Origin of the sequence: Planococcus liqunii, from assembly GCF_030413595.1 — a bacterium.
GTDB lineage: Bacteria > Bacillota > Bacilli > Bacillales_A > Planococcaceae > Planococcus > Planococcus liqunii.
In genome coordinates this window covers 261,238-283,150 of sequence record NZ_CP129238.1, presented here as the reverse complement: position 1 = coordinate 283,150, position 21,913 = coordinate 261,238, and the positions used below count along the sequence as shown (strand labels likewise).

Below are 21,913 nucleotides of genomic sequence, written 5' to 3'. Positions count from 1 at the left end.
CTTATTATTCCCCAAAGAAATTTAATAAAACAAGCAAAATTATTTATTTTATCGTTTCGTAATCTTGCTTTTTCATTGTTAAAAGCTTAATTATTCAAGCTTAGCGTATATACTATGAATAGAGGTGAAGTGCGATGGCCAAACAAAATTTTGCTGTTCCTGCTGCCTATTGGAAGGCCATTTCGGAAAACGATGCCACATTTGACGATCAATTTTTTTACGGAGTCCGGACCACCAAAATTTTCTGCCGCCCTTCCTGCCGCTCGCGCGTCCCGAACAAAGACAATGTGCTCATCTTTAAAAACGCTTATGGTGCATTGGCTCAAGGTTTCAGGCCCTGCAAACGATGCAAGCCGGATGGGCTGAATCTTCCGGCCGACGAATGGATTGAGCAGATTTCGAACTGGATCGATGAACATTTCACCGAACCTATAAGTTTGGATCGCCTTGCCGATATTTCACACGGCAGCCCGTACCATTTACAGCGCCAGTTCAAGCGTTTGAAAGGCTGCAGCCCTTTGGAATACATTCAGCAATTGCGTCTTGAAAAAGCAGACCGGCTTTTGGCCGAAACAGATGATCCGGTTGCAATAATCGGCCGGCTCTGCGGATTTCCAAGCGCGCCGTATTTTATTACACTGTATAAAAAGAAAAACGGGCAGACGCCTGCCAATTACCGAAAATCCCTGAGAGGAGCAAATGAATATGGCAATTCAAATTGAATGGGCAGTTTTAGAACATAGTGGCTGGACCTTGTATGTCGCTAAAACTTCTAAGGGCCTTTGCTACGTCGGTTCCCCAGGCCAAAGTTTCGAAGATTTTCAAGCTTATCTCAACAAGCGGTTTCCCGGAGCTGCGCTGCAGGAAAATCCAGATTCGCTCACGCCTTATCTGCAAGAACTGCAAGATTATTTCAGCGGCACCCAGACGCTCTTTTCTTTGCCAATCGATGTGAAAGGAACTCCTTTTCAAGAAGAGATTTGGCAGGCACTGCAAGAGATCCCTTACGGCCAGACCGTCTCTTACTCGGACATCGCCGCGCGCATCCAGCGCCCCGCAGCGGTCCGGGCAGTTGGGGCTGCAATTGGCGCAAACCCCGTGATGATCACCGTGCCTTGCCACCGGGTGGTCGGCAAAAATGGCGCCATGACCGGCTACCGCGGCGGTTTGGAATTGAAAACTTTCCTATTGGAACTTGAGAAAGCGCATAAAGAACACGTGCATACTCCAGGCTCTCCTTCTATGGAGCGGAATTGATTTTAAGCTCTATCAAAAAAACCTTCAAACGGCCAGCGAAAGCCGTTTGGAGGTTTTTTCGGATAACGTATGTATCCATAATTCAGGAATCTTTTGATTGAATGCCATGCAAGATGAAGTCTGTGTACATATCAGCCAATTCTCTTACAGACAAATCGCCCTTCGGGTTAAACCATTGATAGCTCCAGTTGGTAATGCCGAGGATGCCGAATGTAATCATTTTGGCTTCCAGGTTTTTGCGGAATTCGCCATTTTCGATGCCTTCTTTAATGATGCTTTCAATGCGGTCTCTGAACTCGGCGCGCTTTTTCCGGATAGTCGCTGCATTTTCAGGAGTCAAATGGCGTATTTCCCGGTAATAAACTCGGCCAAGGGCTCCCTGCTTTTCAATATCATGGATCAGCAGTTCGACCACTTTCACTAATTTTCCGCGCGCCTCTTTTTCTGTCTCCAAAATCGTTTTTTGCCTTTTCAGCAAATCATCAATATAAGACAGATGAATATGCATAAGAAGCGCCTCTTTGCTCTTGAAATGATAATAGAAGGAACCTTTTGTCACGCCCAGCTTATCCACGATGTCCTGGATGGAAGTGGCACTGAACCCCTTCTCTACAAAGAGATTGATGCTTTCCTTGATTAATTCTGCTTTCACCGCATTCCACTGCCTTTCGCTATAACCAGATGTTTTAAAGTATTATACCATTTCTTACGGAGCCCTTACTTATCCAGAAAGTAAAAGAGAGTACAAGTTGTACTCTCTAGAGAAACCCTCGACAGCATAATTCATTCCGCTCCAGTCGGGTGTTTTCCGCTTCATTTTCTACATAGTTACCGCCAAGTATGGCTATAACGAAAAAACGATATTGCCTTTTAGCACGTCTTTTCCTTGCTGATTGACTGCCTGCACAGTGAACGTTAGACGTTCCGGCTGTTTTTCTGCGATTGACGCTTTCAGCGTAATCACATCATCGATAAATACCATGCCGCGGAAACGGATTGAATAGTCCTGGATAAATCCTTCATCCAAATAAGGCGTAAACAGCTTGGCCAGATTGCCCATTGTCCACATGCCATGGGCGATGATGCCAGGCAATCCTGCTTTTTCGGCTTCCGCATCAATCGTATGGATCGGATTAAAATCGCCGGAAGCACCTGCGTATTTGATTAAATCGAGGCGGGCAACCGGTGCCAGTGTAATTTCCGGCACCGATTCTCCCAATTGAAAAGCTTTCAGCTGTTTCATACCGGCATCCCCTTTCTCGCCGCTTCGTTGATGATGACGATGCGCTCTTCTGTAAACAGCAAAGCGCCTTCTGCATCCTCCCCGTATTTTGTGATGACCAAAAAGCCCATATCGCCGAAGTTGCCGCTTTTCTCGTAATAATCTTTGACTTCCATCCAACAATAAACCTCTTCACCTACAAACAGCGGCCGGTTGTAATGATAAATTTGCTCGCCGTGGATCAAGCCCTGCGAAGGCAGTTTTAAATCAGGAATCGAGCCGGCATCAAACGTAACAGGAAATGTTGCGGGAGCGATATTTTTCCCGTACTTCGACTCTTTCCCAGCCTTTTCGTCCAGAAACAGCGGTGACGGGTCGCTAATTGCTTCTGCAAATTTTCGGACCGCTCCCCGTTCAATCGTGTTTTTCACTTTCTCCGAACGTTTGCCAATGCTTTCTTTCAACATGGTTTCTGCTCCTTTCATCAGTTTTTTGGACCGCCTGCCACATAGAGCACTTGCCCACTGACAAACGATGAACGTTCATCAGCGAAAAAGGCCACTGCATTGGCAATGTCTGCCGGCTTTCCGCTCCGATTGACCGGAATATTTGAGACGCTTGCCTGGATCAACTCATCAAACGAGATGCCGATCCGTTCAGCTGTCGCTTTCGTCATATCCGTTTCAATAAACCCTGGCGCCACGGAGTTTGCAGTAATGCCAAACTTGCCTAGTTCAATTGCCAATGTCTTTGTAAAGCCTTGGAGGCCGGATTTGGCCGTCGCGTAGTTCGCTTGCCCCCGGTTTCCCAGGGCAGATGTGGACGAAATATTAATAATGCGGCCGTACTTGTTCTGGGTCATGTACCCCTGAGCGGCGCGCGTGGCGTAAAATGCCCCTTTTAAATGGACATCCATCACCGTCAGCCAGTCTTCATCGGTCATTTTAAACAGCATATTGTCGCGGATCACGCCGGCGTTATTGACCAGAATGTCTACCGAACCGAATTGTTCAAACACGTCTTTCATCGCTTCTTCGATTTGTTCCTTATCGGTCACACTGGCATTTTTCGTATAGACGGAATAGCCTTTTCCAGTGAATTCCGCGGCGGTTTCATTCAAAGCTTCTTCATTGACGTCAATGATGGCGACATTTGCGCCTTCGCTTGCGAAGCGCTCGGCAATCTCTTTGCCGATTCCTCGGCTGCCACCGGTTACAAATGCTGTTCTGCCTTCAAATGTGTTTTTCATCTCGATAACTTCCTTTCAGTCCGTGGATTTAAATGAATTGCCCTATTTTCACATGCCCTTTTAACAGATTGCGCGAAATGATCAAGCGCTGTATTTCATCCGTGCCGTCGTAAATTCTCCAAAGCCGCGCTTCACGGTACCAGCGTTCAATCGGCAATTCCCGTGTATAACCCATGCCGCCGTGAATCTGCAAGACACGGTCAACAACGCGGTTGCCCATATTGGCGCCGTACAATTTTGCCATCGATGCCAAATGGCGGTTGTCTTCTCCTTGGTCGAGTGTAAATGCCGCATTCAGCACCAGCCATTTTGCTGCCTCGATTTCCACTGCGGAATCGGCAATCGGCCATTGGATGGCTTGGCGCTCAGCAATTGGTTTGCCGAAAGTCTTGCGTTCTTTCGAGTAGTCAATCGCCATTTGCAGGAGCCGTTCACTCATGCCGACAGCGCGCGCTCCTACCACCCATCGGGCAAAGCCGATCCACTCAAGCCCAAGGTTATAGCCGCCGTTGACTTCGCCGAGAATGTTCTCTTCCGGCACCCGGACGTTGTCAAATACCAGTCCGGCCGGCCCCCACTCGCCCATCGTGTCGATATACTCGGATTTCCAGCCCATGTCGCGGTCAACAATAAAGCAAGTGACGCCTTCGCGGCCGGTTTTTGAATGCAATTCTTTGTCGGTAATCGCAATGACCATCACAAAATCGGCTTCGTTCCCGCCGGTAATGAAGGTTTTCTCCCCGTTCAGCACCCATTCATTGCCGTCTTTGACGGCCGTCATTTTTAAGTTCTGTGTATCCGATCCCGCATCGGGCTCAGTCATTGCAAAACATGATTTCTTTTCGCCGTTGATAGTCGGAATCAAATAGCGCTTTTTCTGTTCTTCGTTTCCGTAATACAGGATATTGTCTGCTGAACCGCCGAATGTGAACGGCACGAAGGTCTTCGAGACTTCCATGAGGACCAGCGCCATCATCATCTGGCCCATATCCGCTCCGCCGTATTCTTCCGGCGTGTTGATGCCCCAAAAGCCGAACTCTTTCGCTTTTTGCTGCAGTTCTTTCAGTTTTTCTTTTGAAATTCCGGGTTTCCCTTCCCGCTCATTTTTCAGCACATCGTTTTCCAGTGGAATCAATTCTTTCTCAACAAATCTTCGGATCGTTTTTCGGACCATTTCCTGTTCTTCCGTTAAACGTAAATGCATCGTCATCTCTCCATTCGTTTTCTATTAGGCTATTGATTGATGAATTGTTCTCGCAATGGGCGTTTCGATATTTTGTCCCCCGCTGTTTTTGGCAGGTGTTCTACAAACCAGGCAGTCCGCCCAGAATACTGAACGTTCGGTATGTATACTTTTCAAAAAAAGCGCTTACCATTTTTCCAGGAAACTGAAACCGAAAATGTAAGCGCTTTATTTTTTATTTTCCTTGATTATACATTAACTCGTTCGACAAGTTCAATATTTTTTGAATTTTTCTGATTAATTATATTTGTGAATCCATTCTTTATCAAAAACCTTCTTGCAGAACTTTACCGGCTTTTTTTAGCAATCGCAACGGTGCAGCGCGATACACAAATTAACTTTTCTTCTTCGTCCATTATTTTTATATCCCATACCATTGTGGTACGGCCTTTATGTAAAGGAGTCCCGACAGCTGTAACTGTTCCTTCTTGTTTCCCGCGGATATGGTTGGCATTGATCTCCAGCCCCACTGCAATTTCGTTTTCCTGATCGATTAAATTCCATGTCCCTATGCTGGCGACTGATTCCGCTAATACGACTGAAGCTCCTCCATGAAGAAGGCCGAATGGCTGATGCGTTGCTTCGTGCACCGGCATTGTGGCAACGACACGGTCCGCTGTCACTTCTCCCATTTCGATTCCGAGCGCTCCCATAATGGTTTTTTCATAAGATTTGATTTTCATAAACTTCCTCCTTTTCGTTAGTAGTGAAAACATATCATACCAACGGAATGATGCCCACTCTTTTTCATATCCCCTTTTTATGTTCAAAGCAAAATTCTGCGGCTTATTCTGCCCACCAATCCTGCTCACCCGCTGAAGAACAACTACCCAAAGACCAGAGCCGATTTATTCTGCTGTCGCTGTTTGCCTCTCTTCACAAAACGGTATACTGAAAGAAAACAAATTTTGAAAGGAGCAAGACAGATGAATGCAGCAGAAGCGCAATTCAATGGCGTTGTTTTATTGTACGGTTACTTGCAGCGCCTTTTTGTTTATGGAAAAATCAAAAGTTTGGTAGGCACAAAGCCAGAAGAACTGAAACTTGAGCGCCTCTCTTCTCACTTGGATGCAGCCAGCGCCGTTTTTGGAAACTTCGACCGGCAGAACGGCTTAACGAAAATCCAAAAGCAGCAAATGCTTGATGCTTTGCAGACAGCCGAGGAGCTCATGCCCCTAACGCTTAATGTGCCCAAAGAGCCTCGGCTGGAGGATCAGTTAGCCGTCGCCGGCGCTGCATTATATGCGGAAGAATACATCAATAATGGGCTGCTCCACTTTGGCAAGCTCTTTAACCCACAGGTAGAAGACCGGTTCCGCCAACACATCCCTTATTTCCAAAACCGTGTCAATAGCATCAATTACTTCGTGGAAAAAGTAGAAAACCAGAAAAGCCTGGCGTTTAGCGAAACCAAACAACTAACCAGCTGGTACAAAGATGTTTTAGGAAACGCCTCACATATTTCGGATGATTTTCAGCAAATCCACCAATACCTCCATGCATAGGAGAACAAAAAGCTTCGGAACAGCCATGTTCCGAAGCTTTTTCTATTACCCCCTATTACTTGGTTATAAACCATGACCACATGTTTTGTAACACAATTGTAATATTAAAACTTATTGCCTATTTAAAATTTTGAATATACAATTAAATACACCTTAAGTATTCAATAAAATTTACTATTTTATATACAAATTTTTCATTAAAAAGGAGAAAAAACATGAAAAAATTAGCTTACTCTGTACTTGCTGCAGGTTCTTTGGCTCTATTCGTTGGGGCTGCGAGTGCAGACGCAAGTTCGTACACGATTAAACCGGGAGATACATTATGGAAGGTTGCTTCTTCAAATAACGTCTCGATTGCAAACATCAAACAATGGAACAATTTAAAATCCGATTCTATTTACCCGAACCAAGTTTTAAAACTGACTGCCTCCCAGCCAGTTAAAACAACCGCTCCTGCCAAAACGACTGCACCCGCTTCAACTGGAGCCACGGCGCAAAACACATACATAGTAAAATCGGGAGATACGCTTTATAAAGTTGCTTCTTTACATAAGACAACCGTCAGCAACATTCAAAAGCTGAACAAGCTTTCTACAAACACGATTTCCGTCGGCCAAAAACTGAAAGTAAGCGGCACTGTTGCGGCCCCTGCTGCCCCGAAAGCGCCTGCACCGGCTAAAACTACGGCTCCAGCGGTTTCCGGCAATACTTATAAAGTCGTCAGCGGAGACACATTGACGAATATCGCCCATCGCCACGGCATTTCCGTTACACAATTAATGAACTGGAATGGCTTGACTTCAAGTTCGATCCGGGTAGGACAAGTGCTGAATGTAAAAAATACAACAGTCGCTACACAACCTAAACCCACCCCGGTTTCACAGCCCGCCGTCCCAGCAGCTGGAGTGGCGGGGAAAGTGATTTCAACGGCAACTTCCCTAACTGGCATTCCATACGTGTGGGGCGGTGCCACACCAAGCGGATTTGATTGCAGCGGATACATTTACTATGTATACAATAAAGCAGGCGTTAGCCTTCCGCGCACCAACACAACCGGCTACGATGCCCGTTCATACGATGTAAGCAATCCAAAACCGGGTGATTTGGTGTTCTTCAGCAATACGTACCGTGCAGGGATTTCTCATATGGGCATTTACCTGGGAGACAATAAATTCATCCATGCCGGCGGCGACCGTGTCCAAATTACCAGCTTGAGCGATTCCTACTGGGGCAAACATTTCGACGGGTTCAAACGTCTATACGCGATGGATTGATCGCAGCAGCTCCTGTTTTTTCTCTTTAAACCAAAAACAACACCGGAATTTTTTCCGGTGTTGTTTCTTTTTCTCTATTCTTCTATTGTATTGAAAAGCCCGGCAGCCCGAACACTTCAATCTGAGATTCAGCAGTTCTTCGTTCATTTTGTCCGTATAAGCCTTCATTCGCTCCGGCCGGTTTTACGCAAGCGTTAATTTACCGCCTTTTAAATCGGTGCTAATCGTTTCATACAAGGTTCGCCACTCCCGCCTTATATTCGGAGATCAGCGTATCCACAATTTCTTTGGTGGTTTCTCTTTTCGTGATGGTGGTTACCCCATGCCCCGCCGACCAAATATCCCGCCATGCTTTGGCATTGACCAAATGCGATAAATCGACCTCGTCTTTCGGCTTCAAGGTTTTCGGATCAATTCCCTGCTTTACGAGGCTTGGCACCAATACATTGACCGGCACTCCGCTGAATGAATCGGTGTACAGCACATCTTCAATGGTGGAATCGATGACCATTTGCTTGTAATCTTCCGGTGCGCTGCTTTCTTCCGCCGCCAAAAAGCGGGTGCCCATATAGACATAATCGGCGCCCATCAGTTTTGCCGCTGCAACATCTGCCCCTGTCGAAAGGCCGCCCGACAAAATAATGGTGCCGCTGTAGAATTTTTTCACCGCGGCAATAAACGCGAATGGATTCAAGGTGCCGCCGTGCCCGCCAGCTCCGGCACAAACCAACACCAAACCATCCACTCCGCTGGCAGCCGCTTTTTTCGCATGCCGCACATTGGCTACATCCGAGTACACAAGGCCGCCGTATGCACGGACCACTTCAATGACTTCACCAGGCGAGCCTAACGAAGTGATGACAATGGGCGGCTCGTATTGGCGAATCAATTCCAGATCCTCGGCGTAGCGGCTGTTTGACCCCGTATGGCAAATGAAGTTGACAGCCCACGGCTTTTCGCCGAGAGCACTTTTCACTTCCTGCAGCCATGCTGCACAAGTTTCAACTGGGCGGGCATTTAATAGAGGGAATGAGCCGATTACACCCGCATTTCCCGCTTCGATGACCATTTTCGGCGTTGATACCAAGAACATGGGAGAGATTATTACCGGAAGCTTAAGCATACACAATCGCCTCCCGAACGTTTGCTTTGGACCCCATGCAGCTCTTTTCTTTTTGCTGAATAGTATACATTTCTTCAGATTCCCCTTTCTATTTAAGCCCGTGAGTTTTCTGCAGCCCGCAGCGTGTGTTTTAACACTTTTCCGGATGCATTGCGCGGCAATTCATCCAGATATTCAACTGCCAGCGGCACTTTGTATTTTGCAAGCTGGGTCTCGCAATAGGCTTTGATTTCCTCTTCTGATACAGACTGCCCTTCTTTTTGGACAACGTATGCTTTTGGCACTTCGCCGTAGACTTCATGCGGCACACCGACAACCGCCGCTTCAAGCAATTGCGGAATTTGGTACAGCACTTCTTCAACTTCCACCGGATAGACGTTCTCGCCGCCGCGGATGATCATGTCTTTTTTGCGGTCAACGATATACAACAGGCCGTCTTCATCAAATTTCCCAAGGTCGCCGCTGTACATCCAGCCGTTTTTAACCGCTCGGCGCGTCGCTTCTTCGTTTCGCAAATAGCCTTTCATCACCTGCGGACCTTTGACGACGATTTCACCCACTTGCCCGGTCGGCAGCGAATCCCCAAATTCATCCACCACCTGGATTTTTGTCTGTGGGAGCACTTCTCCGACCGACCCGATTTTATCGAGGGCAAAATGGTCTTTTAAGGAAGAGGCCGCTGGCGCGTTTTCCGTCTGCCCATAGCAGTTCTGGACACCGACAGCCGGAAACGTCTCTTTCAGTTTTTTCACCAGTTCATAAGGCATCGGCGCTGCCCCGTAACAGAACAAGCGCAATGAAGGCAATTGGACTTTCTGGATATCCGGCAAATTTAAGATGATGCTGTACATCGCCGGCACTCCGAAAAACATGGTCGGCTGAGCGGACTGCAGCATATTCAATGTTTTATCCGGAGAAAACGCTTCTTCTATCACCAAAGAGCCACCTTTATGGGTGATAGGCACGACAAAAACATGAGCTGCCGCACAATGAAAAAGAGGCGTTGAGATTAGCATCCGGTCCTGACCGGTAATTGCCATGGCTTCGGACCAAGTTTCTGCGCATGCTTGTATATTGCTGTGCGTCAGCATCACGCCTTTCGGTTTTCCGGTTGTTCCCGAGGTGTACATCACCACCCCGGTATCTTCTGCGTCCAAGGATACCGGCTTAAATTCCAATGAAGCATCTTCCGTAACGTGCCCTAACGTGTCTTCTCCGCCGATGGTTAATGTATCCTGGAACTTATGCGCTGTGTTTTTAATCACTTCTTCAATACGCACATCATAGATCAGCGCTTTCGCTTCCGAGTTTGAGAAAATATACTCAACTTCAGGCGCTGCCAGTTTCGTATTGACCGGCATGGCAATAAAACCACCTAGCTGGATGCCGAAATAACAAACAAGAAACGTATCGGAATTCAGTGCATACAAGGCAACAATGTCGTCCTTTTGATACCCTTTCTGCTGAAAATAAGCCGCCACTCGTTTCGCTTTTTCGTAAAATTCGCTGTAGCTCCATTCTCTTCCTTGATAAGAGGTATATACTTTCGCGGGCTGTGTATCTGCATATTTCGCAATAGATTGTGTAACGAGCATTTTCCCATCCCCTTTTGTTTGATTAGCATAAGCAAGTCGGGCTTTCCATGAAAAGGCTTACATTTTGTTACTGGTTCAAGCTTTCGCGACGGCTCCTTCGCCTCCAATAGTTTTAGTTTTCTGAAAACTTTCGCTTGATTTTTATCTTAGCTAGTTTTATTTTGAAATGCAATCTCTTTCTATATATGCATTTAATTTTCAAACAAGAGTTTAAAGTTGAGTTTTTTTCCTTTTTCCGGCAATGTTATAGGTAGAAGAAAGAATTTTTCATCCAATTGAGAAACAGCATACTTGTTTGATACACATAATTCCTTACGCCCTCTAGCAGATTTCTCTAATTATAATCATTATCATTAAGTATTGATTTTAATTTGAAAGCTGTTATCATTAGGAGTGTAGTGTTTTAACTAATAATGAGAATGAGGTGTTCGATTCATGAGTACAGACAAAAGAACTTTAACGACTAGCTGGGGTGCACCGGTTGGCGACAACCAGAACTCACAGACAGCTGGCCAGCACGGACCAGTATTGCTTCAAGATGTTCATCTTCTTGAAAAATTAGCCCACTTTAACCGGGAACGTGTACCTGAACGTGTTGTCCATGCAAAAGGCGCTGGCGCTCACGGATACTTTGAAGTTACACAAGACCTTACAAAATACACAAAAGCTGCTTTCTTGTCAGAAGTCGGCAAAAAGACCGATATGTTTGCGCGTTTCTCCACAGTAGCCGGCGAGCTTGGTTCTGCTGACACTGTTCGCGACCCACGCGGCTTTGCTTTGAAATTCTACACAGAAGAAGGAAACTACGATCTAGTTGGAAACAACACGCCGATTTTCTTTATCCGCGATGCGATTAAATTCCCTGACTTTATCCATACACAAAAGCGTGACCCACGCACACACTTGAAAAACCCTAACGCAGTGTGGGACTTCTGGTCATTGTCACCAGAATCACTGCACCAAGTAACCTATTTGATGGGCGACCGCGGAATTCCTGCGACTCTCCGCCATATGCACGGTTTCGGAAGCCACACATTCAAATGGACAAACGCTGAAGGTGTATCCCATTGGGTGAAATACCACTTCCTGACTGAACAAGGCATCCAAAACATCACGCAGGAAGTCGCTGACAAAATCGCTGGCGAAAACCCTGACTTCCATACAGAAGATCTTTTCAATGCGATTGAAGAAGGCGACTTCCCTGCTTGGAAAATGTATGTTCAAATCATGCCGTTGGAAGATGCGAACACATACCGCTTCGACCCATTCGATGTAACAAAAACATGGTCTCACAAAGACTACCCATTGATTGAAGTTGGACGCATGGTGCTGAACCGCAACCCGCAAAACTATTTTGCTGAAGTTGAGCAAGCTACGTTCTCTCCGGGCACATTGGTTCCTGGCATCGACGTATCTCCGGACAAAATGCTTCAAGGCCGTTTGTTCGCATACCACGATGCACACCGTTACCGCGTAGGCGCTAACCACCAAATGCTGCCAATCAATGCTGCGAAAAACGAAGTAAACAACTACCAGCGCGACGGCCAAATGAACTTTGGCGCAAACGGCGGCGGTTCTGTCTACTACGAACCCAACAGCTACGGCGGTCCAGTTGAAGAAGCTGCTTCGAAACCAGCTCCGCTTGCTGTGGAAGGCTTCACGGATTCTGTGCCTTACCGCGAAGAAGACTTCTACACACAACCGGGCGACCTTTACCGCTTGCAGACTCCGGAAGAGCAAGAACGCCTTGTTGCAACTTTCGTCGGCGGCTTAAGCGCGGTTACAAAAGAAGACATCAAACTTCGCCAGATCAGCCACTTGTACAAAGCGGATCCTGAATTCGGGACTCGTGTTGCTGAAGGTCTTGGCCTTCCTGTACCAGGCCTTACTGAAATCAAATAAGAATGCTGATGACAGCTGTCCCTTTTGGGATGGCTGTTTTTTTGTTGATTTGGAAAGTTGGGCGTATCGGCAGTGAAGTGGGCATATTCGAATGGAAGTTGGGCATATTCCCCTTTGACTTGGGCATAAGTGGGCGGCTTGCTCGTATATGCTCTGAAGCCGCTCGTATTTCATCCGGTCTTGCTCGTATCCACCCTAAAGTTGCTCGTATCCACACCAAAGTTGCTCAAAAACCAAAAAAGAGAGCAGCCCCTTGGCCGCTCTCCCGTTTTCATTCACCTTTTATGCTTGCTGCAATCTCCATAGCCAAATCTTTGCCGTTTTGGATGCAGGCGCCGATGCCGACGCCGTAAAATGAAGCACCCGCCAGCTTCACATTCGGCACAAGTTCAGCCATTTTTTCTTCCAGCCCAGAAACAGCTGCCTTGTGCTGCATCGTGTAGTTCGGCATCAAGTTTTTCCAGCCGGTCACTTCAACCGATACGGGTTTGGCGTCAATTCCCAAGCTTTTTTGGATATCGGACAAAGCTGCTTCTGCCAGTTCGCTTTCCGATAAATCCTTTAATTGGCTGTACGACGGATTCGAGCTTTTATAAAACAATCGAACGAGCAAGTTTCCGTTGCGGGAAGTATGGCTCCACTTGCGGCTCGTCCACGTGCAGGCATTGCACATTAAATCCGTATCCTGGGATACGATAAAACCGGTGCCGTCTGCAGGCAGTTGCGCATCCGGCAAGTCAAACCCAAAATAGACACTGATTAACGAAGAGTTCAACAGCTGGCTGAATTCGGGTTCCAGCGCTTTTTCCTTCAGCAGATTCTCTGCTGCCTCGTGAGGCGTTGCCAAAATGACGTAATCGGCCAACACCGATGATTCATCGGCCATTTCCACTGCATAACCGCCATCTGTTTTCACCACCGCTTCGGTAGCCATTCCTTTTATGATCGTTGCTTCATCCAACTTTTCTTCCAGCCGGTCAATCAACACCGCCATGCCCCCGTCGAACGAAATGAATTTCTTATTCGCCGCTCCCTGGAAATGCTGTTTATTCGCTTCAAGCCCTTTGATGATGCTGCCGTATTTGTTTTTGTAATCGACCAAATATGGCAGCGTGGAAGCCAGCGTCAATTCATGCAGATTTCCGGAATAAACGCCTGACAGCACCGGTGCAATCTGATTGTCTACAAGTTCTTTGCCAAGAAACGCCTCAAGGAACTCTCCGATCGAACTGTCGCGCGTGAAAGTCTCATTCTTTGTTTGAAAGTCCCGCAGCGCCGCTCGTTTCCCTTCTTCCGACACTAGCGTTGAACTGAAAAGAGCTTTTTCATCCATCGGAATGCCAAATACCGTATCGGCCGGAATAGCATGCAGTTGATTATTGGCATATAGATAGGAAATGCCCGTGCCATTATAGACGACCCGCTCCTGCAGATCCAACTCTTCAATCAGCGGCATAACGCTGGCATGGCGGGCAACAATCGAATCCGCGCCGGTTTCCATGATGAATTCGGCATTCTTTACCGTTCGGATTTTCCCGCCCAGTTCTGTATCCCGCTCAATTAATACCAGTTCCAAATCAAGGTTCTGTTGTTTTTTTAGTTGCTGCAAATAATGCATCGCAGAAAGTCCTGTAATGCCTCCGCCTACCACTGCTACTGTTGCCATTCCTTATCCACTCCTTACTGTTGTCTTCATTTTACCAACAAACTAGATTGAAAGCAGGCGATATTATGTCAGTTTTGATACGCTTGCCTGGGCTCTCCTTTATTTTATTTCCCAGGCAATAAAAGAGCACTTGATTGCGTTTTCTTGTCCGTTCTGGTTTGATTGAATGAGAAGCTTTATCATTTGTATAAAGGAGAGAGACAGATGCTGACCCCAATAGATCAAAATATTTTAGAGCGCCGGACCATCAAAAAATTCAAAAAAGACCCGGTGGATATTGAAGAAATCATTGAATTGCTGAATGTGGCAAAATGGGCGCCCAACCATAAAGTAAATCAGCCTTGGCGTTTCCAATTATATACGGGCGACGGCAAAGAGAAATTTGTGCAGGCTTTTATCGATGCCATGCCAAAAGAAGACGGTGCCGTTCCGCAAAAAGTCTTGAACAAAGCACAGTACTTCCGCGACATTCCCTTGCATTTGGTGGTGATCATGCCGGAAGACCCGCGCCAAAGACGCTGGGACGAAGACTACGGTGCGATTTCGTCGCTGCTGCAGAACTTCCAGCTCGCTGCCTGGGCACGCGGCATCGGGATGATCTGGCGCTCGAATGACTGGATTTACGATCCCGTATTCCGCGAAGCCATTGGCGTTAAGCCTGGCGAAAAGATTGTAGCAACCATGATGATCGGCTACCCGATGCATGTACCGGAAAAAAGGGAACGGACAGACATCCGGGAAAAATTAATCATTATCAACGAATAAAAAAAGATGGCGCCGGAAGCGCCATCTTTTTTTATTTTAAACTGATCATAGCGCCGACTGCTCCGGAAAACTCGCCGTTCTCCAAAAATAGCGGTGTCGCTCCGCGTAAAATTGTGTAGCTTTCCACCACTTCTTTTAACAGTGGATTATGGATGAACGACGAGCCGATGTAAATAATGGTTGAACTGGAACACTGGCGAGCCGCCAAGACACTTACCGTGCTGACCGTTTCGCCGACCAGGCCGACCACTGTTGACAACAGTTCTTCTTTTGATAGTTCCCCGGCAACAGCAAATAAATCATTGCCGAAATTACTGGCAGTCAGTTCACCGGGAATCGGCGGTTTTTTGCCTTCGTAAATATGCTTTACTTTCAAATCGATGCGGTCTCTCGAACCTTTGCTTGCCAATTCGACAATTTCTTCATAATCCGTAACCCCTGTCAGCAGATGGCTTAACCCCACCAAAGTTCCACCGCCGACTCCTGTACCGCCGAGGCGTTCCTGCATATTGTTTTGGATGCAATGGATGGACGTGCCTGTTCCGACATTGGTCACGACATATACATCTTCTGCCCGCCCCATCCGGTCCAGCAGGAATTGGACGCCGCGATGCGTGGCTTCAAATTCCACCATTTCCTTTGAATTTTTATTTAATAGCGAACGGAGTACACCCGATTTACCGCCGGTTACACAAATCACGGGATTCTCCAGCTCGTTTATCCAAGTGGCAACCCGCTCTATTTCGGCAATTGGGTACTTTGTAAAATGGAGTGAACCGTTTTCGGTATATGCCACTTTGATTAAGGTCCCGCCTGCATCGATCCCGACAATCATTTCTGCACCTGCTCTTTCTGAATACCAGTAGTAATTATACACATACGAAGAAATTCTACCATAATCCTTTATAGATTGGGACAGTTTTCCATTAGATTACTAGAAGCACGTCCGGCACCTGTGAATAGAATGAGCCTTTTCATATTTTGGAAAGTAGACGGAAGAATCATTTTAAATGAATAATAAAGATGTCCATTATGTGGGCATCTTTTTTATTTCGGCCGCCATTCAATCAGTACACCGACTGCCCATTCTATTAAATTCTAATTTTCAGTTCCCTGATTGGCGGGCTAACAAGCGTTTCTTTTACCCCAGCTTTTATTAAAACAAACAGATTTCATGACAATCCACAAAGTTTTATTCTTCTTTTTGTGGACTCTCCTATATAGTTTAATTGCTTAAAGTAATAATATTTTAATAATTCAAACTAAAGGGAGTGGATGTATGAGCAAGATTGTAGAAGCTAATGCTGCGAGAGCAGAAAAACCAAGCTTGTTTCAGAAGTTATTAAACAAAGTAGAAATTTACGGAAATAAACTCCCAGATCCGGTAACGCTGTTTGCTGCCTTCACTCTCATCATTTTAGTTGCTTCTGCCATTTTTGCCTCTCTTGGCGTCAAGTCGGTTCACCCTGGAACAGGCGAAGAAATCCAAGTCGTCAATTTGCTCAACGGTGCCGGCATCCGGTCCATTGTTGAAACCTTGGTGCCGAACTTCACCGGCTTTCCTCCTCTTGGACTTGTGCTTGTCGTTATGCTTGGCGTCGGCCTTGCCGAATCGACCGGCCTTGTTACAACGTTTATGAAAACGACGATTTTAAATGCTCCGACGAAAATTATTTTGCCGACGATTTTATTGATCGCTGTTCTTGGAAATACAGCCGCTGATGCAGCGCAAGTCGTGTTGCCGCCAATCGCTGCCATGATTTTTGCAGCACTCGGACGCAATCCGATCGCTGGCCTGGTTGCAGGATACGCAACGGTTACCGGCGCCTTCAGCGCCAACTTGCTTGTCAGCATGCTGGATCCCTTATTAGCCGGATTCACGCAGGCCGGTGCCAACTTGATTGACCCTAACTACGTCGCCAATCCCGCTATCAACTGGTATTTCATGATCGCTTCCACTTTCGTGATTATTCCGGTAGCGATGTTTGTAACGACGAAAATTACCGAGCCCCGCCTAGGCACCTATACAGGAACGGTTGAAAAACTGGAAAAAGCAACACCCGAAGAAAAGCGTGGCCTCCTGTGGGCGGCGATTGCTCTGGCACTTTACACAATTGTGATCTTGCTGCTCGTTCTTCCGGAAAATGCAATTTTGCGCAACCAGGAAACTGGCGGTGTTATTGTTTCTCCGTTTATGACCGGCATCGTGCCGATTATGCTATTTGCTTTCTTGTTGCCTGCTCTTGCCTACGGTTTTGGTGCCAAGGTTTTGAAAAACGATAAAGACGTTGCCGAACATTTAACAAAAGCGATGTCGGGAATGGGTGGCTATATCGTTTTGGCGTTCGTTGCTGCTCAAATGATTGCGTTCTTTGGCATGAGCAACCTTGGTCCAATCATTGCCATTGAAGGCGCCGGCTTCTTGAAAGGAATTGGGTTTGAAGGGCTTCCGCTTATCTTGGGCTTTATCGTCATTGCCGCTTTAATCAACTTGCTGATTGCCAGCGCTTCCGCTAAATGGGCGCTCCTTGCACCGGTGTTTGTACCGATGTTTATGCTTCTTGGCTACGACCCGGCAGTTACACAAGTGGCTTACCGCATTGCAGATTCCATTACCAACCCAATCACACCGATGCTTGCGTACTTTGCCATCTTGCTGACGTTCGCCAAAAAATACGACAAGAATATCGGGATGGGGACATTGCTCGCTTCCCTGCTCCCATATTCCATCGCATTTGCGATTTTCTGGATTATCTTGTTCGTTATCTGGTTCTTGCTCGGCCTGCCGCTCGGACCTGGGGGCGGAATTCACTTACCACAATAAGGAGGAATATTTATGACTTTAAAATGGGAAAATATCACGTTATACACCGGTACTGGAGAAAAACTGACGCAATCCGCCATCGTAGTTGAAGATGGAAAAATCGTTGCAACGGGGCAAGAAGCTGTCCAAATGGCAGCTTCTGAAACCATCGATGGGCAAGGCAAAATTATTTTGCCCGGACTATTCGACATGCATATTCACCTCGGGATGGACGGCGATGCCGATCCATTTGCTGAAATGGCAAAAGAAACTCAAGCCTCTTCTGCTTTTCGCCATCAGGCAAATGCGCTGAAACAGCTGCAGTCAGGGGTCACTAGCGTGAGAAATCTCGGGTCGAAATGGCATGTCGACCTTGCTTATCGAAATGCCGTCAACGCCGGCCTTCTTACAGGGCCCACTGTTTACGGGTCTGGCCAACCGATCGTCATGACCGGCGGCCACGGCTACCCAATGGCATCAGAAGCAGACGGGGAAGATGAAGTCCGAAAAGTTGCACGCCAAACCTTAAAACAAGGGGCAGACGTTCTGAAGCTGATGGCAACAGGCGGTGTCATGACACCAGGCGTGGACCCCGGTTCTCCGCAGCTATCGGAAAAAGAAATGCGGGCAGCGGTCGAAGAAGCCTTGCATGCCGGAAAAACAACCGCTTCCCACGCACAAGGGACGCAAGGCATCCAGAATGCGGTACGTGCCGGCATCACGACAATTGAGCACGGAATTTTCCTGGATGACGAAACAATCGAGCTGATGATCGAATACGGCACTGTCCTGGTGCCGACGCTTGCCGCGCCTTATTATATTGTGCAAAATGCTGATTCCGGCGCGATTCCGCCGCATGCAGTCAAAAAAGCCATTTTCTGTCTGGATGCCCATCAGGAAAGTTTCCGCAAAGCGGTCAAAGCAGGAGTTAAAATTGCGGCTGGTACAGATGCCGGGACTCCGTTCAATCTGCACGGCGACTTTGCAAAAGAATTGGAATTGATGCATGAATGTGGCATGCCGATCCGGGACATCATCACGTCCGCGACTTATCAGGCGGCTAGCGCCTTGAACGTCCAAGACCAAACCGGTTCCTTAGAAAAAGGAAAAGTTGCTGACTTTATCGTTCTTTCAGAAGATCCTGAAGACAATATTTCAGCATTCCGCAGCGTTAATGCTGTTTATAAAGGAGGAAATCTCGTCCATGGCCATCCAAACGAAGAATCTGTCTATACAAAATAAAGGCTTGGAAGAAGTTTGTACGGAGCTGGATACATTATTCCCAGCTATGGTGGCGATACGCCGTCATTTGCACCAGCATCCTGAACTATCTCATCAGGAAGTAGCAACACCGAAATACATTGCGGATTATTACCGGGAGCTCGGCCTTGAAGTGCGCGAAGGCGTTGGCGGACGAGGTGTTGTAGCGAAGTTCGAAGCGCAAGATCCACTTAAAACCATTGCTTTCCGTGCAGATTTTGATGCGTTGCCGATTCAAGACCAAAAAGAAGTTCCGTATAAATCCACCGTGCCGAATGTGATGCACGCTTGCGGCCACGATGGCCACACTGCAGCACTGATGGTTTTTGCTAAAAGTCTGGTGAACAATGCCGAGCACATCCGCCACAACGTGGTTTTTATCCATCAGTTTGGTGAAGAAGAATATCCAGGAGGCGCTCAGGGGATGATCGCTGATGGCTGCCTTGACGGAGTGGATGCCGTTTATGGCTGCCACCTGCAAAGCACCATGCCGGCCGGTGTCATCTTTTATAAAGAAGGATTTATCCAGGCAGCGGTCGATACTTTCACGATCACCATAAACGGCAAAGGCGGCCACGGAGCGATTCCACACGAAACAGTCGATCCGATCGTGACCGCTTCCCATATCGTCACCGCTCTTCAGAGCATTGTCAGCCGCAACACAGACCCTTTAAAGCAATTGGTGATTTCAGTCGGTTCCATTAACAGCGGCAAGGCGAATAACGTCATTCCGACAGAAGCCGTGATGACCGGAACCATCCGTTCTTACGAACCGGAAGTGCGCACGCTTGCTGCAGAGCGCTTAACCGGTATTGCTACACAAGTTGCACAGGCACTGGGTGCACAAGCTGATGTGGTGATTGATAAAGGTTATGATGCCCTCTGGAACCATCCGGCAGAAACGCAGCTTGCCAAACGGGCCATCGAGCGGGTGCTGGGAACAGAAGCCGTCGCTGAAACCCCTTCCGTAATGCCAGGAGAAGATTTTTCCTACTACACACAGCATGTCCCAGGAAGCTTTATTTTTGCGGGTGCCCAGCGCGAAAACGAACTGGAAGTATATCCTCACCACCACGCCATGTTCGATTTTGATGAAAAAGCGATGCTGAGCACCGCTAAGTCTTTCGCCGCTATTTTGTTCGAATACAACGAAACCAAATAATTGGAAATAAAAGCGATTCTTTTAGGAATCGCTTTTTATTTTTTGAATTTTTTATTTTTAATTTGTTTCCATGTGTTAAAATGGTTTGAAAAAAAGGAGGATGATCCAATGCCCCGGCTCCTGCAGAAAACCTTTTCCCATTCCCAAATGGAAGCTTTGATCAAAGTAGCCGAAGCGGTTAACTCCACGCTCAATCTAAATGAGTTGTTCCAGCTCACTTTAAAAGAATCCATTCAAGCCGTACCAGATGCCGATGGCGGCGTCTTGTTTTTATATGATGATGAAATCCAAAAGCTTGTTTGCCTTTCTTATGTAAATTTCACCCATGTAGTCGAAAACATCAGCCTGGATGCAAATGAATCGTTTACCGGAAAATGTTTTTCAACACGCGAACCCGTCCTCATCAATTCTCCTCAAGGCCTTCCTGTCGAAACCGAAACGATGACGGTCCGGAACCGCCAATTGCTTGAAGAATCCATTGCCCAGCATAAAGGGCAAAATGCATTGCGCGCCATGTGTGTGCCGCTCGTGACAGAAAATGACGAGTGCATCGGCGTCATTACACTCAATGGCTTTGCCGATGGCGGAACGTTTACCGACAAGGATTTGCGGCTTCTTCAAGCCATTGCCGGACAAGCGGCCATCGCCTTATCCAAAGCCCGGCTTCATGAAGATTTAAAAAAGAAAAATGAAGAATTTGAACAAATTATCAGTTACCAGCAGCAATTGCTGTTGAAAATGAACGACGGCGTCGGGTTAAGCGATATGCTCAAGCAATTATCCGTCCAAATCCAAAAACCGCTATCGCTGTTGACCATTTACGGAGAATATTTGCAGATGGGCAATCAACCAGATGGCTTGGCTGTTCAGGAATTTCCCATCCGCAGCGGCCGCTTGCTCCTCGGCAAACTGTTTGTCTTAAAAGGGTCTGGTGAAAAAATCACGGATACCGACCTTTACTTTATTCAGCAAAGCATTTTGTATTTCACTTTGGAAATCAACCGGGAAGCCGCACTACGCGAAGCGGAACACCGCTTTAAAGCCGAATTGATGGACGACTTGCTGAACGGCATGCTGACGGAAAATTTCATCAAACGCGCCAAGAGGCTCGGCTTGGATATCGACAACCACTTTCTGCCAGTCGCGGTGGAAGCTGCCGTTTCCGCACATGACAATTCGATGGCTGATTTGCTGTACAAACGAGAACTTACGCACCTGTTCCAAGTAGAAGTGAACCAACGCTTTCCGGGCAGCCTTGTGGTCCAAAAACAGCAGCATTATATCTTTCTGCTTTCCACGCGCAAAGGCATCGCAAAAGATGTGCAGTTTGAAAAAGTAAAACGCCTGGCTGCAGAACTGCAGAAATTTATTGACCAGCAGCAACTCGAAGCCTGTTTAAAATTCGGCGTCGGCCCATGCGTGCACAACATCGAGGACCTTCCTTCTTCCATCGAAGATTCATTGAAAGTCCTTCGGTTTATGCGAACCACCCAGATGAAAGAAAATGTGGTCAATAGCCAATCTCTTGGTTTTGAGAGCCTCTTGATCGCCAATAAGGACAAAGACATCAACGGCTTTGTATCAGCGGCTCTTGGCCCTATCATGGAGCATGACCGCGGAAAAGACGCGGAATTGCTGAAGACCTTGATGGTTTACACGCAATATATCCAGCATCCCGGACAAGCCGCTAAGGAATTGCACATCCATTTAAACACCTTGCATTACCGGCTAAAAAAAATTGCCGACTTGCTTCATACCGATTTGCAAAATCCAGACGACTTATTGAATCTTCAACTGGCTTGCAAGTTGCTCAGAAATTCAGCGGAATGACACGTACCACAAAAAACCGGCTCCTGAGAATCAGGAAACCGGTTTTTTGCTTTTCAT

Annotated in this window: 20 protein-coding genes; 10 read left to right on the top strand and 10 right to left on the bottom strand. The window is 47.0% G+C overall.

Annotated elements, in window-relative coordinates; genetic code table 11:
* Window positions 1–134 precede the first annotated feature (134 nt).
* Window positions 135–722 carry a bifunctional transcriptional activator/DNA repair enzyme AdaA gene (locus tag QWY22_RS01515; RefSeq protein ID WP_300982617.1) on the top strand — a complete coding sequence of 196 codons (588 nt, stop codon included), beginning with the start codon at window positions 135–137 and terminating at the stop codon, window positions 720–722.
* Window positions 706–1,257 (top strand): methylated-DNA--[protein]-cysteine S-methyltransferase, encoded by a 552-nt coding sequence (locus tag QWY22_RS01510; protein ID WP_300982616.1) that lies wholly within the window; start codon window positions 706–708, stop codon window positions 1,255–1,257. Before QWY22_RS01515 ends, QWY22_RS01510 begins: the two co-directional genes overlap by 17 nt.
* Before the next feature lie 82 nt (window positions 1,258–1,339).
* On the opposite strand, the gene QWY22_RS01505 is transcribed toward QWY22_RS01510, so the two are convergent.
* The 6 genes from QWY22_RS01505 to QWY22_RS01480 form a co-directional block, all read right to left on the bottom strand.
* Window positions 1,340–1,909, bottom strand: a complete 570-nt coding sequence (locus QWY22_RS01505; protein ID WP_300982615.1) for a TetR/AcrR family transcriptional regulator — start codon at window positions 1,907–1,909, stop codon at window positions 1,340–1,342.
* A 192-nt stretch (window positions 1,910–2,101) separates the two neighbouring features.
* Window positions 2,102–2,500, bottom strand: coding sequence for a MaoC/PaaZ C-terminal domain-containing protein (locus QWY22_RS01500; protein ID WP_300982614.1), 399 nt, complete (start codon window positions 2,498–2,500; stop codon window positions 2,102–2,104).
* Window positions 2,497–2,946 carry a MaoC family dehydratase N-terminal domain-containing protein gene (locus QWY22_RS01495; protein ID WP_300982613.1) on the bottom strand — a complete coding sequence of 150 codons (450 nt, stop codon included), beginning with the start codon at window positions 2,944–2,946 and terminating at the stop codon, window positions 2,497–2,499. The genes QWY22_RS01500 and QWY22_RS01495 overlap by 4 nt, the downstream gene beginning before the upstream one ends.
* 17 nt (window positions 2,947–2,963) lie before the next feature.
* Complete coding sequence (locus QWY22_RS01490; protein WP_300982612.1) at window positions 2,964–3,728, bottom strand: SDR family NAD(P)-dependent oxidoreductase; 765 nt, start codon at window positions 3,726–3,728, stop codon at window positions 2,964–2,966.
* A 28-nt stretch (window positions 3,729–3,756) separates the two neighbouring features.
* Window positions 3,757–4,932 carry an acyl-CoA dehydrogenase family protein gene (locus tag QWY22_RS01485; RefSeq protein WP_300982611.1) on the bottom strand — a complete coding sequence of 392 codons (1,176 nt, stop codon included), beginning with the start codon at window positions 4,930–4,932 and terminating at the stop codon, window positions 3,757–3,759.
* Between the two features lie 326 nt (window positions 4,933–5,258).
* Window positions 5,259–5,654: a hotdog fold thioesterase gene (locus QWY22_RS01480; protein WP_300982610.1), complete on the bottom strand. Its 396-nt coding sequence runs from the start codon at window positions 5,652–5,654 to the stop codon at window positions 5,259–5,261.
* Window positions 5,655–5,897: 243 nt separating this feature from the next.
* Between QWY22_RS01480 and QWY22_RS01475 the strand changes: the two genes are divergently transcribed.
* On the top strand, window positions 5,898–6,476 hold the full coding sequence (locus QWY22_RS01475; protein WP_300982609.1) for a hypothetical protein: 579 nt from the start codon (window positions 5,898–5,900) through the stop codon (window positions 6,474–6,476).
* A gap of 215 nt (window positions 6,477–6,691) precedes the next feature.
* Window positions 6,692–7,750, top strand: coding sequence for a C40 family peptidase (locus QWY22_RS01470; protein ID WP_036802838.1), 1,059 nt, complete (start codon window positions 6,692–6,694; stop codon window positions 7,748–7,750).
* Between the two features lie 229 nt (window positions 7,751–7,979).
* On the opposite strand, the gene QWY22_RS01465 is transcribed toward QWY22_RS01470, so the two are convergent.
* Both QWY22_RS01465 and QWY22_RS01460 read right to left on the bottom strand, forming a co-directional pair.
* A complete protein-coding gene (locus QWY22_RS01465; protein ID WP_300982608.1) occupies window positions 7,980–8,873 on the bottom strand; it encodes an NAD(P)H-dependent flavin oxidoreductase in 894 nt (297 codons plus the stop codon).
* Window positions 8,874–8,965: 92 nt separating this feature from the next.
* Window positions 8,966–10,468, bottom strand: coding sequence for a class I adenylate-forming enzyme family protein (locus QWY22_RS01460; protein ID WP_300982607.1), 1,503 nt, complete (start codon window positions 10,466–10,468; stop codon window positions 8,966–8,968).
* Window positions 10,469–10,903: 435 nt separating this feature from the next.
* Between QWY22_RS01460 and katA the strand changes: the two genes are divergently transcribed.
* Window positions 10,904–12,370 (top strand): catalase KatA, encoded by a 1,467-nt coding sequence (gene katA, locus QWY22_RS01455; RefSeq protein WP_300982606.1) that lies wholly within the window; start codon window positions 10,904–10,906, stop codon window positions 12,368–12,370.
* A gap of 271 nt (window positions 12,371–12,641) precedes the next feature.
* Here katA and QWY22_RS01450 read toward each other — a convergent pair whose 3' ends face one another.
* Entirely contained in the window at window positions 12,642–14,036 is a 1,395-nt protein-coding gene (locus QWY22_RS01450) for a protoporphyrinogen oxidase (protein WP_300982605.1), read from the bottom strand.
* A 204-nt stretch (window positions 14,037–14,240) separates the two neighbouring features.
* Between QWY22_RS01450 and QWY22_RS01445 the strand changes: the two genes are divergently transcribed.
* Window positions 14,241–14,801: a nitroreductase family protein gene (locus tag QWY22_RS01445; RefSeq protein ID WP_300982604.1), complete on the top strand. Its 561-nt coding sequence runs from the start codon at window positions 14,241–14,243 to the stop codon at window positions 14,799–14,801.
* A 31-nt stretch (window positions 14,802–14,832) separates the two neighbouring features.
* On the opposite strand, the gene coaW is transcribed toward QWY22_RS01445, so the two are convergent.
* A complete protein-coding gene (coaW, locus tag QWY22_RS01440; protein ID WP_300982603.1) occupies window positions 14,833–15,636 on the bottom strand; it encodes a type II pantothenate kinase in 804 nt (267 codons plus the stop codon).
* A gap of 444 nt (window positions 15,637–16,080) precedes the next feature.
* On the opposite strand from coaW, the gene QWY22_RS01435 reads away from it, so the two are divergent.
* The 4 genes from QWY22_RS01435 (at window position 16,081) to QWY22_RS01420 (ending at window position 21,856) form a co-directional block, all read left to right on the top strand.
* Entirely contained in the window at window positions 16,081–17,625 is a 1,545-nt protein-coding gene (locus QWY22_RS01435) for an AbgT family transporter (protein WP_300982602.1), read from the top strand.
* A gap of 12 nt (window positions 17,626–17,637) precedes the next feature.
* The gene (locus QWY22_RS01430; RefSeq protein WP_300982601.1) at window positions 17,638–18,846 is read left to right on the top strand and encodes a metal-dependent hydrolase family protein; all 1,209 of its coding nucleotides are present in this window, start codon (window positions 17,638–17,640) and stop codon (window positions 18,844–18,846) included.
* Entirely contained in the window at window positions 18,809–20,026 is a 1,218-nt protein-coding gene (locus QWY22_RS01425) for a M20 metallopeptidase family protein (RefSeq protein WP_300982600.1), read from the top strand. The genes QWY22_RS01430 and QWY22_RS01425 overlap by 38 nt, the downstream gene beginning before the upstream one ends.
* Before the next feature lie 108 nt (window positions 20,027–20,134).
* A complete protein-coding gene (locus QWY22_RS01420; protein WP_300982599.1) occupies window positions 20,135–21,856 on the top strand; it encodes a helix-turn-helix domain-containing protein in 1,722 nt (573 codons plus the stop codon).
* Window positions 21,857–21,913 lie beyond the last annotated feature (57 nt).

Excerpts from the sequence above, each read along its gene's own strand:
- QWY22_RS01515 (WP_300982617.1), top strand. The coding sequence starts at position 135 with ATGGCCAAACAAAATTTTGCTGTTCCTGCTGCCTATTGGAAGGCCATT.
- QWY22_RS01510 (WP_300982616.1), top strand. The coding sequence starts at position 706 with ATGGCAATTCAAATTGAATGGGCAGTTTTAGAACATAGTGGCTGGACC.
- QWY22_RS01500 (WP_300982614.1), bottom strand. The coding sequence starts at position 2,500 with ATGAAACAGCTGAAAGCTTTTCAATTGGGAGAATCGGTGCCGGAAATT.
- QWY22_RS01495 (WP_300982613.1), bottom strand. The coding sequence starts at position 2,946 with ATGTTGAAAGAAAGCATTGGCAAACGTTCGGAGAAAGTGAAAAACACG.
- QWY22_RS01490 (WP_300982612.1), bottom strand. The coding sequence starts at position 3,728 with ATGAAAAACACATTTGAAGGCAGAACAGCATTTGTAACCGGTGGCAGC.
- QWY22_RS01485 (WP_300982611.1), bottom strand. The coding sequence starts at position 4,932 with ATGCATTTACGTTTAACGGAAGAACAGGAAATGGTCCGAAAAACGATC.
- QWY22_RS01480 (WP_300982610.1), bottom strand. The coding sequence starts at position 5,654 with ATGAAAATCAAATCTTATGAAAAAACCATTATGGGAGCGCTCGGAATC.
- QWY22_RS01475 (WP_300982609.1), top strand. The coding sequence starts at position 5,898 with ATGAATGCAGCAGAAGCGCAATTCAATGGCGTTGTTTTATTGTACGGT.
- QWY22_RS01470 (WP_036802838.1), top strand. The coding sequence starts at position 6,692 with ATGAAAAAATTAGCTTACTCTGTACTTGCTGCAGGTTCTTTGGCTCTA.
- QWY22_RS01465 (WP_300982608.1), bottom strand. The coding sequence starts at position 8,873 with ATGCTTAAGCTTCCGGTAATAATCTCTCCCATGTTCTTGGTATCAACG.
- QWY22_RS01460 (WP_300982607.1), bottom strand. The coding sequence starts at position 10,468 with ATGCTCGTTACACAATCTATTGCGAAATATGCAGATACACAGCCCGCG.
- katA (WP_300982606.1), top strand. The coding sequence starts at position 10,904 with ATGAGTACAGACAAAAGAACTTTAACGACTAGCTGGGGTGCACCGGTT.
- QWY22_RS01450 (WP_300982605.1), bottom strand. The coding sequence starts at position 14,036 with ATGGCAACAGTAGCAGTGGTAGGCGGAGGCATTACAGGACTTTCTGCG.
- QWY22_RS01445 (WP_300982604.1), top strand. The coding sequence starts at position 14,241 with ATGCTGACCCCAATAGATCAAAATATTTTAGAGCGCCGGACCATCAAA.
- coaW (WP_300982603.1), bottom strand. The coding sequence starts at position 15,636 with ATGATTGTCGGGATCGATGCAGGCGGGACCTTAATCAAAGTGGCATAT.
- QWY22_RS01435 (WP_300982602.1), top strand. The coding sequence starts at position 16,081 with ATGAGCAAGATTGTAGAAGCTAATGCTGCGAGAGCAGAAAAACCAAGC.
- QWY22_RS01430 (WP_300982601.1), top strand. The coding sequence starts at position 17,638 with ATGACTTTAAAATGGGAAAATATCACGTTATACACCGGTACTGGAGAA.
- QWY22_RS01425 (WP_300982600.1), top strand. The coding sequence starts at position 18,809 with ATGGCCATCCAAACGAAGAATCTGTCTATACAAAATAAAGGCTTGGAA.
- QWY22_RS01420 (WP_300982599.1), top strand. The coding sequence starts at position 20,135 with ATGCCCCGGCTCCTGCAGAAAACCTTTTCCCATTCCCAAATGGAAGCT.